This is a genomic window from Streptomyces sp. NPDC002911 (assembly GCF_053591835.1).
In genome coordinates this window covers 488,601-501,982 of sequence record NZ_JBSFUO010000002.1, presented here as the reverse complement: position 1 = coordinate 501,982, position 13,382 = coordinate 488,601, and the positions used below count along the sequence as shown (strand labels likewise).

The 13,382-nt window shown below is 68.9% G+C and carries 12 protein-coding genes, 1 tRNA gene, 1 pseudogene and 1 riboswitch; of the genes and pseudogenes, 8 read left to right on the top strand and 6 right to left on the bottom strand.

Annotated features, from left to right (window positions below):
- Positions 1–44: 44 nt before the first annotated feature.
- The 4 genes and pseudogenes from ACWD04_RS05170 to bcp form a co-directional block, all read right to left on the bottom strand.
- Positions 45–129 (bottom strand) — tRNA-Leu (locus ACWD04_RS05170).
- A pseudogene (locus ACWD04_RS05165) lies at positions 94–817 on the bottom strand (HNH endonuclease signature motif containing protein). The gene ACWD04_RS05170 and the pseudogene ACWD04_RS05165 overlap by 36 nt, the downstream one beginning before the upstream one ends.
- A gap of 75 nt (positions 818–892) precedes the next feature.
- Positions 893–2,389, bottom strand: a complete 1,497-nt coding sequence (proP, locus tag ACWD04_RS05160; protein WP_451128251.1) for a glycine betaine/L-proline transporter ProP — start codon at positions 2,387–2,389, stop codon at positions 893–895.
- 129 nt (positions 2,390–2,518) lie between these two features.
- On the bottom strand, positions 2,519–2,986 hold the full coding sequence (bcp, locus tag ACWD04_RS05155; protein ID WP_451128249.1) for a thioredoxin-dependent thiol peroxidase: 468 nt from the start codon (positions 2,984–2,986) through the stop codon (positions 2,519–2,521).
- Positions 2,987–3,114: 128 nt separating this feature from the next.
- Between bcp and ACWD04_RS05150 the strand changes: the two genes are divergently transcribed.
- From ACWD04_RS05150 to ACWD04_RS05140, 3 genes are all read left to right on the top strand, one after another.
- A complete protein-coding gene (locus tag ACWD04_RS05150) occupies positions 3,115–3,435 on the top strand; it encodes a DUF3618 domain-containing protein (protein ID WP_451128247.1) in 321 nt (106 codons plus the stop codon).
- Positions 3,436–3,511: 76 nt separating this feature from the next.
- Complete coding sequence (locus tag ACWD04_RS05145; protein WP_051834804.1) at positions 3,512–3,847, top strand: GroES family chaperonin; 336 nt, start codon at positions 3,512–3,514, stop codon at positions 3,845–3,847.
- A gap of 54 nt (positions 3,848–3,901) precedes the next feature.
- Positions 3,902–3,967: riboswitch (guanidine-III (ykkC-III) riboswitch) on the top strand.
- Between the two features lie 45 nt (positions 3,968–4,012).
- A complete protein-coding gene (locus ACWD04_RS05140) occupies positions 4,013–4,333 on the top strand; it encodes a DMT family transporter (protein WP_451128245.1) in 321 nt (106 codons plus the stop codon).
- 11 nt (positions 4,334–4,344) lie between these two features.
- On the opposite strand, the gene ACWD04_RS05135 is transcribed toward ACWD04_RS05140, so the two are convergent.
- Positions 4,345–6,855, bottom strand: a complete 2,511-nt coding sequence (locus ACWD04_RS05135; RefSeq protein WP_451128243.1) for a transglycosylase domain-containing protein — start codon at positions 6,853–6,855, stop codon at positions 4,345–4,347.
- Positions 6,856–7,001: 146 nt separating this feature from the next.
- On the opposite strand from ACWD04_RS05135, the gene ACWD04_RS05130 reads away from it, so the two are divergent.
- From ACWD04_RS05130 to ACWD04_RS05115, 4 genes are read left to right on the top strand one after another with little or no spacing between them, the layout of a single operon-like run.
- Complete coding sequence (locus tag ACWD04_RS05130) at positions 7,002–7,802, top strand: ABC transporter permease (RefSeq protein WP_451128242.1); 801 nt, start codon at positions 7,002–7,004, stop codon at positions 7,800–7,802.
- Positions 7,803–7,815: 13 nt separating this feature from the next.
- A complete protein-coding gene (locus ACWD04_RS05125) occupies positions 7,816–8,667 on the top strand; it encodes an ABC transporter permease (protein ID WP_451128398.1) in 852 nt (283 codons plus the stop codon).
- A gap of 21 nt (positions 8,668–8,688) precedes the next feature.
- Complete coding sequence (locus tag ACWD04_RS05120; protein ID WP_451128396.1) at positions 8,689–9,657, top strand: ABC transporter ATP-binding protein; 969 nt, start codon at positions 8,689–8,691, stop codon at positions 9,655–9,657.
- Between the two features lie 55 nt (positions 9,658–9,712).
- The gene (locus ACWD04_RS05115) at positions 9,713–10,402 is read left to right on the top strand and encodes a DUF1707 SHOCT-like domain-containing protein (RefSeq protein ID WP_451128394.1); all 690 of its coding nucleotides are present in this window, start codon (positions 9,713–9,715) and stop codon (positions 10,400–10,402) included.
- A 41-nt stretch (positions 10,403–10,443) separates the two neighbouring features.
- Here ACWD04_RS05115 and ACWD04_RS05110 read toward each other — a convergent pair whose 3' ends face one another.
- Entirely contained in the window at positions 10,444–11,706 is a 1,263-nt protein-coding gene (locus tag ACWD04_RS05110; protein ID WP_451128240.1) for an SGNH/GDSL hydrolase family protein, read from the bottom strand.
- Between the two features lie 153 nt (positions 11,707–11,859).
- On the opposite strand from ACWD04_RS05110, the gene ACWD04_RS05105 reads away from it, so the two are divergent.
- Positions 11,860–13,305 carry a DUF445 domain-containing protein gene (locus ACWD04_RS05105; RefSeq protein ID WP_451128238.1) on the top strand — a complete coding sequence of 482 codons (1,446 nt, stop codon included), beginning with the start codon at positions 11,860–11,862 and terminating at the stop codon, positions 13,303–13,305.
- Positions 13,306–13,382 lie beyond the last annotated feature (77 nt).

Sequence of the window (13,382 nt, the reverse complement as noted above, 5' to 3'; positions counted from 1 at the left end):
AAACGGCCTGCGCATCGTTCCTCCGATGCGCAGGCCGTTCCCGGTGCGGCGGAAGGGATTCGAACCCTCAAGCCGTTTCACGGGCCACAGATCCTAAGTCTGCTGTGTCGCCGGTTGCACCACCGCCGCTAGCCGTCTGTCATCGTACCGGGCAGGACGGCGAGGTGGTAAGCGAGTCTTGAGAGTGCACCGTTCGGGGTAGACCCCTCGGCACCACGTATGAGTGATGGCGTGGCAGTTCGGGCACAGGAGCCGAAGGTTCTCGGCGCGGTCATCGCTCCAGTCGCCGTTGATGTGGTCGATCTCCAGAGTAATGGGATTTCCGCGCCAGGCTGGAGGCGAGCGTGTGGCGAAGTGTCCTCTACCAGCAGTTCCTCGGGGGTACGGCGACGCTGCTTCATCCCGGCTTTGGACGGCTGGATGAAGTGCGAGGTGTTGATGCCGTATGCCTGGATGCGGCGGCTGATGTTGGTGTGGTGGCCCCCACTGCTTCGAGGCCGAGGTTTCTGGAGTACCCCGTACACGCTCGTTGACGCGGCCACCACAGGCTCAAGGACTTCCTTGGTCCATCGAGCACCCTCTCGCTCGACGTGCCTGGTGCGATGCCCAGCTTCTTCATGCGCGCGCGAACGTACGGCCGTGTCGAACTCTTCGGATCGACCCCGAGTTTCGTCAGCGCCTCCGAGAGCGTCCGCGACGACGAGGCAGCTTCCGTGAGGCGCTCGCGGGTATATGGGCTTGTCGGCGTGTCCCCTCCGTCCTCGGCCGCGCGTTCGCGGCCTCGTACGGAGCAACGAACCGGTAATCGGATGGTCACGTCCTCAATGCGACGAGATATGGAAGGGCCCGTACCGCTTCGTGGCGGTACGGGCCCTTCTCGGTGGGGTGTGCGTCAGAACTTCGGGTCCGGGCTCTGCGCGTGGACCATTTCGGCCGCTTCCTCTTCCGTCTCCACCGAGGGCGGGGAGCCGGCCAGGGGCTGGTTGGCGGTTTCCTTCATGCAGGCCACCGCGATCACACCGACCAGGGCCGCTGCCATGGCGTAGTACGCCGGCATGAGGTTCGAGCCGCTCCAGCTGATCAGGGCGGTGATCACCAGCGGGGTCGTGCCGCCGAAGATCGAGGCCGAGAGGTTGTAGCCGACCGACAGGGAGCCGTAGCGGACGTTGGTCGGGAACAGGGCCGGGAGGGCGGCAGACATCGTGCCCAGCATGCAGACCAGGGAGAGGCCCAGCATCGTCATGCCGATGATGATCGCCGGGATGCTTCCCTGCCGGATCAGGAGGAAGGACGGCAGGGACAGGAACAGGAAGCCGAGCATTCCGGCCATCAGCAGCGGCTTGCGGCCGAAGCGGTCGGAGAGCTTGCCGAACTGGCTGATGATCAGCATGAGGAACACCATCACGCCGAGCAGGATGAGCAGCCCGTGGGTCTCGCTGTAGCCGAGTTCGTCCGAGAGGTACGTCGGCATGTACGACAGCAGCATGTAGTCGGCGATGTTGTAGGCGCCGACGAGGGCGATGCAGAGGATGAGTGTCGGCCAGTACTGGCGGAAGATCTTGGCGAGGTCGCCCTTGGCGGTGGTCTCGACGTGGTCGGCGGCCTCGGTGGCGTGGGTGGTGCCGCCCTCCAGCTTCTGGAAGGCGGGGGTCTCGTCCAGGCGCAGTCGCAGGTAGAGGCCTACGAGGCCGAGGGGGCCGGCGACGAGGAACGGGATGCGCCAGCCCCAGGACTCCATCTGGCCGGTGTCCAGGACGGCGTACAGGAGGGTGACGAGTCCGGCGGCGCCGACGTATCCGGCCAGGGTGCCGAATTCGAGGAAGCTGCCGTAGAAGCCGCGGCGCTTGTCGGGGGCGTACTCGGCGATGAAGGTGGAGGCGCCGCCGTACTCGCCGCCGGTGGAGAAGCCCTGGAGCATCCGGAAGAAGATCAGCAGGACCGCGGCCCATACGCCGATGGTGCCGTGGGAGGGGATGAGGCCGATCGCGAAGGTGCCGATCGCCATGAGGATCATGGTGAGGGCCAGGACCTTCTTGCGGCCGATCTTGTCGCCCATGGGGCCGAAGAACATCCCGCCGAGCGGTCGGACGAGGAAGGCCACGGCGAAGGTCGCGAACGACGAGAGGAGCTGGGTGGTGTCGTTCCCGGAAGGGAAGAAGACGTGCCCGATGGTGACGGCCAGGTAGGAGTAGATGCCGAAGTCGAACCACTCCATGGCGTTACCGAGCGATGCCGCCTTCACCGCGCGCTTGACCGCCTGGTCGTCGGTGACGGTGATGTCGGTCCGACGGAGCCGGGGGTTCTGGCGCTTGCGGATGGCCCGGAAGAGCGCCGGGTGACGTTTGACCGCATCCGGGTCGGCCGCCTGGTGGGGGTCGGAGGCCGCCATGGCCGGTTCCTTTCGTCGAACGGTGTTCCAGGAAAGGCTTCTGCGCAGTCATGGCGGTTGCAAACCGAATCAATAGGCGATTGCGATCTCGCTCACAGATTTTTCGGTCAAGACCCCCCCGAACCAGGATCAGATCCCGAGGTCCTTGATGATCTTGGCGACGTGGCCGGTGGCTTTGACGTTGTAGAGGGCCCTTTCCACCTTGCCCTCCTCGTCGATCACAAACGTGGAGCGGATCACGCCCGTCACCACTTTGCCGTAGAGCTTCTTCTCGCCGTAAGCGCCGTAGGCCTCCAGGGTCTCCTTGGAGGGGTCGCCGACCAGGGTGACCTTCAAGTGCTCCTTCTCGCGGAACTTCGAGAGCTTTTCCGGCTTGTCGGGCGACACGCCGATGACGTCGTAGCCCGCGTCGGCGAGGAGGTCCAGGTTGTCCGTGAAGTCGCAGGCCTGCTTCGTGCAGCCGGGGGTAAGTGCGGCGGGGTAGAAGTAGACGATGACCTTGCGGCCCTTGTGGTCCGCGAGCGAGATCTCGTTGCCGTCGGCGTCCGGAAGGGTGAAGGCGGGGGCGGTGTCGCCGGTCTGGAGTCGCTCGCTCATGTTTCTCCTCGAGTGGCACGCGGGGTGTGTGCACCGAGCGTAATAGGGGGTGCCGCCGGGTGTGGGGGCGGCCGAGCTGACAGACTGTCGATGAAGGTTTACCCGACGACGACCACGGAGGCGGCGCAGTGTCGGATACCAGGACCCCTGCGCAGATCGAGGCGGACATCATCAGCAGGCGCGGGCAGCTTGCGGTGGTGCTGGACGAGATCGGGGTGCGGGTGCACCCGAAGACGATGATCGGTGACGCGAAGGCGAAAGTTGCGTCGACGGTGGACCGGACGGCCGGGCGTGCGTTCGTCGCGGTGAACCGTTCGGTTTCCGACGTGCGGTCGCAGTTCGTGGCCGAGGACGGTTCGCCGCGGCTGGAGCGGGTAATTCCGGTGGCGCTGGTGGTGGCCGGTGCGGTGATGTTGCTGACGGTGTCCGCGCGGCGCGGGAGGCGCTGAGCGCGGCTCCGGGCGGGCCCTGGGGCGTGTGGACCGGTTCGGGACAGGTAGGTTTCGGGACGTGAGCGACAACGGTATGAGCACCACCGACGACAAGCTGCCGATCCGGATGCTGCACGACCGCGTCCTGGTCCGGTCCGATTCACCCGAGGGTGAGCGGCGGTCGGGCGGCGGCATCCTGATTCCGGCGACGGCGGCGGTCGGCCGGCGTCTGGCGTGGGCCGCGGTGGTCGCGGTCGGCCAGAACGTGCGGACCGTGGAGCCGGGTGACCGGGTGCTGTACGACCCCGAGGACCGTGCCGAGGTCGAGGTGCGGGGTGTGGCGTATGTGCTGATGCGGGAGCGGGATCTGCACGCGGTGGCGGCGGACCGGTTCGAGGGGTCGGTGGATTCGACCGGGCTGTATCTGTAGGCAGGTGTGGGGTGAGTGGGCCTGGTGACGGTTGTCACCAGGCCTTTCGGCTGTCTGTTGCTACGGTGGTGTGACCCCGACGAGACGCGCCGTACCGGGTTTCCGCAAAGACGACGCACCCGTGTTGGTCACGCGTTTCGCGTGTTTCGTCGTGGAGGTGCCGTCGTGGCGTGGGTTCTGTTGCTCGTGGCCGGTCTGCTGGAAGTGGGCTGGTCGATCGGGATGAAGTACACGGAGGGGTTCACCCGGCTGTGGCCGAGTGTGTTCACCGGTCTGGGGATCGTGGCGAGCATGATGCTGCTGTCGCAGGCGGCGAAGACGCTGCCGATCGGTACGGCGTACGGCGTGTGGGTGGGTATAGGTGCGGCCGGTGCGGCGGTGCTGGGCATGGTCGTGCTGAACGAGCCGGTGACCGCCGCCCGTATTTTCTTCGTCTGTCTGCTGCTGGTGGCCGTGGTGGGGCTGAAGGCGACGTCCGGGCACTGAGTGTTCGGGGGTCAGGGGCGGTCGGGGCCGAGGAGGCCTTGGCCGTCCTTGCCGTCTCTGCTGTCTCTGTCGTCTCTTCTGCCGTCTCTGTCGTCCCTGCCGCCCCTGCCGTCCCTGTCGTCTCTGCCGGTCGGGACGTTCCTGTCGTTCCTGTCGTTCCTGTCCCGTTGGCCGACGGGGCGGCCCTCGGCGGCTTCCCGGATGGCGGGTGCGCGCGAGGGGACGTCGGCGGGTGTCGCGGTGCGGGGTGCCCGTGGGGCCCGGGTGGTGACGGAGGGGGTGTCCGGTGTGCGGGAGCGGGTGCGGTCCCGTTCCTCGCGGGAGTCTCCGGTGCCGTCGGGTTCTTCGGTGTCCCCACCGTCCCGTGGCGCCCTGGTGCCCCTGGCTTCCTCGGTGTCCTCGTCCTCCGCGCTCTCGTCCGGTTCGGGTTCTTCGGGGCCTTCGTCGGCCTCCAGCTCGAAGCCCTGGACCTCGCTGCCTTCCAGCGCGGCCCGGGTGTAGGCGGCCCAGGTCTGGGCGGGTGCGCCGCCGCCGTTCATGCGGGCCAGGCCGAGTGCGCCGTACAGGGGTTTCTGGACGCCGGTTTCGGGGTCCTGGCCCATGACGGCGATGACGGTGGCGAGGTCGGGGGTGTAGCCGGCGAACCAGGCGGCCTTGTCTTCCTCGGCGGTGCCCGTCTTGCCCGCGGCGGGGCGGCCCGCGCTCTGGGCGGCGGTGCCGGTGCCGCCGTCGACGACGCTCCGCAGGACGGAGGTGGTGGTGTCCGCGGCTTCGCGGCTGATGGCCCGCCGGGTGGTGCGGGCGGGGAGTTCGAGCTCGCTGGCGTTCTTGCTGATCTTGGCGACGAGGGTGTGGGCGCGCTGTCTGCCGTGGTCGGCGAGGGTGGCGTAGGCCGAGGCCATGTCGACGACGCTGGCGGTGGCGGGGCCGAGCGCGATGGAGGGGGAGGCGGTGAGGTCGGGGGTGTCCTGGGGGATGCCGAGGGCGATCGCGGTGTCCTTGACCGTGTCGGGGCCGACGTCCTGGGCCATCTGGGCGTAGACGGCGTTGACGGATTTGTCGGTGGCTTCGCGGACGGTGATGGAGCCGTAGTCGACGTCGTCCTCGTTGGCGGGGGAGTAGCCGGTGGAGCCGGCGGCGCTCTGGACGGTGCGTTCGTTGGTGCCGTCGTAACGGGTGTTGGGGGTGATGGCGCGGTCTTTCTGGGTGGTGGACCCGTTGGCGAGGGCGGCGGCGAGGACGAACGGTTTGAAGGTGGATCCGACCTGGTAGTCGCGGCGGGTCGCGTTGTTGACGTACTGCTTCGTGTAGTCGATGCCGCCGTAGAGGGCGACGACATGGCCTGTGGCGGGGTCGATGGAGGCGCCGCCCGCGCGGACGTTGCGGTCGGCCTCGCGGTCGTCGCTGGTCTTGGACAGGACGTTGTCCTCGACGGCTTCGACGAGGGCGTCCTGCTTCTTCTTCTGGAGCGTGGTGGTGATGCGGTAGCCGCCGGTGGCGAGGGTGTTCGCGTCGAGGATCTTGTTGTCGGTGAGGTAGTCCTCGACCGCCTGGACGATGTAGCCGCGCTGGCCGGAGAGCGCGGTGGCGGGCTTGGCCTTGCCGGGGGCGGGGAAGGTCATCGCGTCGCGGTCGGCCGAGGTGAGCCAGTCGTGTTTGACCATGCCGTCCAGTACGTAGTCCCAGCGTGCGAGCACGGCCTTCCTGTTCTCGGGGCGGGCGACGACGTCGTAGGAGCTGGGGGCGTTGAGCAGGGAGGCGAGGTAGGCGCCTTCGCCGGCGTCGAGGTCTTCGACGTCCTTGCCGTAGTAGGCGTGGGAGGCGGCCTGGATGCCGTAGGCGTTGCGTCCGAAGTAGCTGGTGTTGAGGTAGCCCTCGAGGATCTCGTCCTTGCTCTGTTCGCGGTCGAGTTTGATGGAGATGAAGAATTCCTTGGCCTTGCGGACGACGGTCTGTTCCTGGCCGAGGTAGTAGTTCTTGACGTACTGCTGGGTGATCGTGGAACCGCCCTGTCTGCCCTTGCCGGTGACGGTGTTCCAGCCGGCGCGGAGGGTGGCCTTGATGTCGATGGCGTCCTCGGAGTAGAAGTCCCGGTCCTCGGCGGCGAGTACGGCGTGCTGGATGGTGCGGGGGATGCGGCCGAGGGGGACGTTCTCGCGGTTGATCTCGCCGTCGCGGGCGATGACGGTGCCGTCCTCGTACAGGTAGACGTTGGACTGGGCGGTCGCGCTGGCGTTGGCGGCGGGGATGCCGACGAGCTGGTAGCCGGCGATGAAGCCGCCGACGAGGAGCAGCGCGAGGAGGAGTGCGCTGCCGAGGACCATGCGCCAGGTGGGGACGGCGCGGCGCCAGCCGGTGCGCTTGGGTCTCTTGGGGCGTTTTGTGCGTCCGTTGGTGGCTTGTGCGCCGTTCGGGTGCGCGGGGTTCGTGCTGGGGGCCGCGGCCGAGGTGTCCCGGGGGGCCCATCGTTCGGAGCCCTGCTGACCAGGGTCTCCGCCGTGCTGCGGTGGCTCGTGGCTCATGACTGTGGAGGCTCCTCGACTGCGGATGATTTTCCTATAGTGCACTTTTCGGACGGATAACCCTCGGATCCTCCACGGAAATAGGGTCGCGGCGGCCGGTCGCCGTGGACTAACGTCGTGCGCTTTGGCGGGAAGAGGGGGGCGAGGTGCGGCTCTACGCCGTGGTGGCGGCCGGTGGGTTCCGGCGGTATGCCACCTACCGGATGGCGACGTTCGCGGGGGTGTTCACCAACACCGTCTTCGGTTTCATCCTGGCGTACACCTACATCGCCCTGTGGGACGAGCGTCCGCACCTCGGCGGTTATGACATGTCGCAGGCGTTGACCTATGTGTGGCTGGGCCAGGCCCTCCTGATGACCTGCGCCATGATGGGCGGCGGTTTCGAGGACGAGCTGATGGAGCGGATCCGTACGGGTGACATCGCGGTCGATCTGTACCGGCCCGCCGATCTGCAGCTGTGGTGGCTGGCGGGGGACCTGGGCCGGGCGGCGTTCCATCTGCTGGGGCGTGGGATCGTGCCGATGGTGCTGGGAGCCCTGGCCTTCGATCTGGCGCTGCCCGGTTCGCCCTGGAGGTGGCTCGCGTTCCTGGTGTCCGTGGCGCTCGGGGTCGTGGTGAGTTTCGGGGTGCGTTTTCTGGTGTCGCTGTCGGCGTTCTGGCTGATGGACGGGGCGGGGGCGATGCAGATGGCCTGGCTGGCCGGGCTGTTCTTCTCCGGGATGATGCTGCCGCTGCCGCTGTTCCCCGGTGTGCTGGGGGAGGTGGCGAGGGTGTTGCCGTGGTCGTCGCTGCTTCAGGTGCCTGCCGATGTGTTCCTCGGCCGGTATGCGGGCTGGGATCTGCTGCGGGCGTACGCCTTCCAGGCCGGCTGGGCGGTGGCGTTGCTGTTCGCCGGGCGGCTGCTGCAGTCGGTGGCGACCAGGAGGGTGGTGGTCCAGGGTGGCTGAGGTCCGGGCCGAGGTGGTTGCGGCGGTGAAGCCGGAGATCGCGTTCGCCGAGCGGTCGCGGCTGGTCGAGGGGGTGCGGGCGTACGGGCTGATCGTGGCGATGTGGCTGCGGTCGACGTTGGCGTACCGCGCGTCGTTCGTGATGACGGCCGTCGGGAACTTCGTGGCGACGGGGTTCGACTTCGTCACGATCATGCTGATGTTCGCGCACGTCGATGTGCTGGGTGGTTTCACCCTGCCGGAGGTCGCGTTGCTGTACGGGACGTCGGCGACCGCGTTCGGGCTGTGCGATCTGGTGCTGGGGTCGATGGACCGGCTGGGGCGGCGGGTGCGGGACGGGACGCTGGACACGTTGCTGGTGCGGCCCGTTCCGGTGCTGGCGCAGGTGGCGGCGGACCGGTTCGCGCTGCGCAGGCTGGGGCGGATCACTCAGGGGCTGCTGGTGCTGGGCTATGCGCTGTTCGCGCTGGACATCGCGTGGACGCCGTTGAAGGTGGTGATGCTGCCGCTGATGGTGCTGAGCGGTGCGGCCATCTTCGGGGCGGTGTTCGTGGCGGGTGCGGCGTTCCAGTTCTACGTCCAGGACGCGTCGGAGGTGCAGAGCGCGTTCACGTACGGGGGGACGACGCTGCTGCAGTATCCGCCGTCGGTCTTCGCGAAGGACCTGGTGCGCGGGGTGACGTTCGTGGTGCCGCTGGCGTTCGTGAGCTGGCTGCCTGCCCTGTATGTGCTGGGCCGGGACTATCCGCTGGACCTGCCCCGGTGGGTGGCGTTCCTGCCGCCGGTGGTCGCCGCGGGGTGCTGGGCGCTCGCGGGACTGGCGTGGCGGGCGGGGCTGCGGGCGTACCGCAGTACGGGAAGCTGAGGAGTGGGCGTGGACGACGACATGGACTTCATCGAGCTCGACGGCGTCGAGAAGGTTTTCGACGTGCACCGCAGGACGGGCTTCCTGCGCCGCGAACGGCGCGAGGTGCGGGCGGTGGACGGCATCAGTTTCCGGGTGCCGCGGGGGGAGATGGTCGGCTACATCGGCCCGAACGGGGCGGGCAAGTCGACGACGATCAAGATGCTGACGGGTATTCTCACGCCGAGCGGCGGCCGGCTGCGGGTCGCGGGCATCGACCCTTCCAGGGAGCGTACGAAGCTGGCGCACCGGATCGGTGTGGTGTTCGGGCAACGTACGACGCTCTGGTGGGACCTGCCGTTGCGTGATTCGTACCGGCTGATGCACCGCATGTACCGGATCCCGGACAGCCGTTACCGGGAGAACCTGGACCGGTGTGTCGAACTTCTGGATCTGGGTGCTTTGTTGGAGGTCCCGGTGCGTCAGTTGTCGCTGGGGCAGCGGATGCGGGGTGATATCGCGGCGGCGTTGCTGCACGATCCGGAGGTGCTGTACCTGGACGAGCCCACGATCGGGCTCGATGTGGTCTCCAAGGCCAAGGTACGGGGTTTCCTGCGGGACTTGAACGCGGAGCGGTCCACGACGGTGCTGCTGACCACGCACGACCTGACCGATATCGAGCAGCTGTGCAAGCGGGTGATGGTGATCGACCACGGTCGTCTGGTGTACGACGGTGCGCTCGCGGGGCTGCACGAGGTCGGCAGGAGCGAGCGGACGCTGGTCGTGGACCTGGAGCGGGAGCTTCCGCCGATCGAGCTCGGGTCGGAGCCTTCGGCGCGGGTGATCAAGGTGGAGGGGCCCCGGCAGTGGCTGGCGTTCCCGGCGGCGGCGTCGGCCGCTCCGCTGGTGGCGCGTATCGCGGCCGACTATCCGATGGTGGATCTGTCGGTCCAGGAGCCGGACATCGAGGCCGTGATCGCGAAGATGTACGTGTCGGATTCTGCTCTCTAGGCCCGTCCTCGGGTTGCTCTATAGGCTGCGCCGTATGACAGGTGAGAACCCGGACATGCGTGCCTCCGACGCGGAACGGGAGCGGGTTGCCGAGACCCTGCGGGAGGCCGTGGCCGAGGGCCGGTTGGAGATGGACGAGTTCGAGCAGCGGCTCGACGCGACGTTCAGGGCGCGTACGCACGGGGAGTTGGTACCGATCGTCCGCGATCTGCCGGTGCCGGGTTCGGCAGTGGCGCCGGTGGCCGGCCTGCCGCCCGTCGCGGGCCACGGGGCGTCCGCGTCCGTGGACTGGTCGCGGCGGATCGGCGGCCCCGCGACCTCGACGTGGGCGTTCGCCTTCTGGGGCGGGTTCGGCCGCAAGGGCCGCTGGACGGTGGGACGGGCGTTCACCGCGTTCGCGATGTGGGGCGGTGGTGACATCGATCTGCGCCAGGCGGACTTCGAGGGCCGCGAGGTGGTGATCCGCTGCTTCACGATCATGGGCGGGATCCAGGTGAAGGTCCCGCCGGATGTGGACCTGCACGTCAACGGCGTCGGCTTCATGGGCGGTTTCGACGAGCGGACGAAGGACGCGGGCGAACCGGCCCCGGGTGCCCCGCGGGTGCGGGTGACCGGGTTCGCGCTGATGGGCGGGGTGGGCGTGGAGCGCAAGTGGAGCAAGGTGCAGCGGCAGCGGCAGCGGCTGAAGGAGGCGGAGCGGCTGCGGAAGCCGGACACGGGGGACGGGCGCGAGGAGCTCGGCTGAGCGGGGCGGTCCGCGAGGGCCGCCCGGCCCGCGTGCGTGTGTCAGAAGGTGTCGGCCTTCGGGGTGCTGTCCACCGCGCCGAGGTCGATCGCGTGGCCCAGAGCGCGGTAGCCGGCGTCGTTGAAGTGCAGCCGGTCGCCCGAGTCGTATTCGGGCAGGATCCGGTTGGGCGCGTACGGGTCGCGTACGGCCCGGTCGAAGTCGATGTATGCGTCGAAGATGCGGCCGGAGCGGATCTCCTCGTTGACCGCCAGGCGCACTCGGTTGCGTTCGGGCGACCAGGTCGCGTAGCCGTGGAAGGGTGTCAGCGTCGCTCCGACGACCCGTAGTCCCTGGGCGTGGGCACGCTCGGTGAGTGCGCGGAGTCCCGTTGCGAGGCGCTCGGGGTCCGGTTCCTGGGGGTACTGCTGCACGTCGTTGATGCCGAGCGCGATGATCACGGTCTTCGCGCCGGCCACGGACAGGACGTCGCGCTCGAAGCGGTTCGCACCGCTCCGCCCGCCCAGATTCCTCACGCCGTTCAGTGCGAGCGGGCTGTCGCGCAGGAGGCGGTTGCCCGCTATGCCTTGGTTGGCGATCCCGTAGGCGTGCCGCAGCCGGTCGGAGAGGATGTCCGGCCAGCGGTTGTCGGCGTCGGTGGTGGAGCCGCTGCCGGCGGTGAGGGAGTCGCCGAGTACGACGATCGTTCCGGGTGAGGTCTCGTTGCGGACGTCGACGGCCGTCAGATAGCGCCACCGGGTGGTGCTCCAGGTGGCGTGCTCGTCGGCCAGGTAGGACGTCTGGTGGGTGTTGGGGTGCTGGGTGACCGGCCCGGAGGCGTGCGGGGTGCGGAAGGCGACTTCCAGGTCGGTGTCGGGGGCGACGGGGACGACGACCGGGTCGCTGACGACCTGTCGGCCGGCGGCGACGGTGACGGTGGGCTGACCGCCGAAGGTCACCGGGCGGGTGTTGACGGTGGCCTGGTCGATGACGAGCGGGGTGGTGCCGAAGAGGTTGGACAGGGTGATGCGGGCGGCGTCCCCGCCGATGCTGGTGTGCACGATGTTGCGGATGGTGCTGCCGGGAAAGCCCTGCCCGGTATTCGGCTCCGCGCTGACGGGGGCCGCGGTCCAGGTGGCGGTCCAGGTGCCGATGGAGTGGGCCGGCGCGGCGGGAGTGCGGGCGGCGGCCCGGTTCTCCGGCGCGCCGAGCGGTGTCTGGCGGTTCCCGGCGATCAGCGACGTACCGAGCGCGACGGCGGCGGCGAGCGCGGCGGTGCCTGCCACGAGGGCGATGAGCAGGGCGTACCCCTGGCGCCTGGGCATCTGCGGTGTCTCTCCTTGCGGTGGTCGGCCCGGTGTTCGGGTTGCTCTCATGATGCGACAGGCCTCGGGGAACTCGACGTGCGGCCCGGGAGTAGGTGAGGTAGGGACAATGCGTACGGCACGGCGTGACGCGTACGCGGACGGGTGGAGCGGATGAAACAGGACGCGGGACAGGGAACGGGCACCGGGCCGGAGGACCACGGTTCCGGACGGCCCGCGCCTTCGGGCGTGGGGGCCGCGCCCGCCGGGCCGCCGGAGCTGGATCCCGGAACCGGCGAGGCAGGGCCCGCCGCGGCGCCCGGGGCTCCCGGCGGGCGGCCGAGGCCGACGTTGGGCGGATTCGCGTACACCGCCGCCGATGAGGAGAAGCGGCGCGGTGTGCGCCGCATGAAGACCACCGCCACAGGTCTGCTCCTGCTCGTCGCGCTCGTGTACGTCCTCGCCACCTGGGCGGAGAACGCGGGTGTGGGCGGCTGGCCGGGCTACGTCGCAGCGGCTGCCGAGGCGGGGATGGTCGGTGCGCTGGCGGACTGGTTCGCCGTCACGGCGCTCTTCCGGCGTCCGCTCGGTCTGCCGATCCCTCACACCGCCATCATTCCCACCAAGAAGGACCAGTTGGGGGAGTCACTCGGTTCCTTCGTGGGCGAGAATTTTCTCTCCGGGGACGTCGTTCGTGACCGAATTCACGCCCTGGGCGTCGGTTCGCGGCTCGGGACCTGGCTGGCGGAGCCGGAACACGCGGACCGGGTCACCGCCGAGCTGGCCACCGCACTGCGCGGTGCGCTGACCGTGCTGCGGGACTCCGATGTGCAGGCGGTGGTCGGGGAGGCGATCACCCGGCGGGCGGACGCGGCGGAAGTCGGCCCGGGGATAGGCAAGATGCTGGAGAAGATCGTCTCGGACGGTGGTCACCGCAGGGTCGTCGACCTCGTCTGCGTACGGGCGCACGACTGGCTGGTCCTGCACGGTGACTCCGTGATGGACGCGGTGCAGGGCGGGGCGCCCGGGTGGACGCCGCGGTTCGTCGACAAGCGGGTGGGGGAGCGGGTCTACAAGGAACTGCTGCGCTTCGTCACGGAGATGCGCGACATGCCGGACCACCCGGCGCGCGGCTCGATCGACACGTTCCTGACGGACTTCGCCGCCGACCTCCAGACGGACACGGACACCCGGGCCCGGGTGGAGCGGCTGAAGTCGGACATCCTGGGGCGCGATGAGGTCCAGGACGTCATCGCCTCCGCGTGGTCCTCCGTCCGTACGATGATCATCGCGGCGGCCGAGGACGAGCGGAGCGAGCTGCGGATGCGTGCCCGCGCCTCGCTGATGTCCCTGGGAGCCAGGCTGGCCACGGACGAGCGGCTGCAGGCCAAGCTGGAGGGCTGGCTGGAGGATGCGGCGGCGTATGTCGTCACGACCTACCGTGCGGAGATCACCTCGCTGATCAGCGACACGGTGGCCGGCTGGGACGCGGACCAGACGTCGAGGAAGATCGAGGCGCACATCGGCCGCGACCTGCAGTTCATCCGGATCAACGGCACGGTGGTGGGCGCCCTGGCCGGTCTGGCGATCTATTCGGTGTCCCACGCCCTGGGAGGCTGACCGACCGGGGGCGTGCCCGCCCTGTCGTAAGGGCACGCCCCGGGGTGACGCGGGGAGTTGCTCTTCGGTACGCGGCC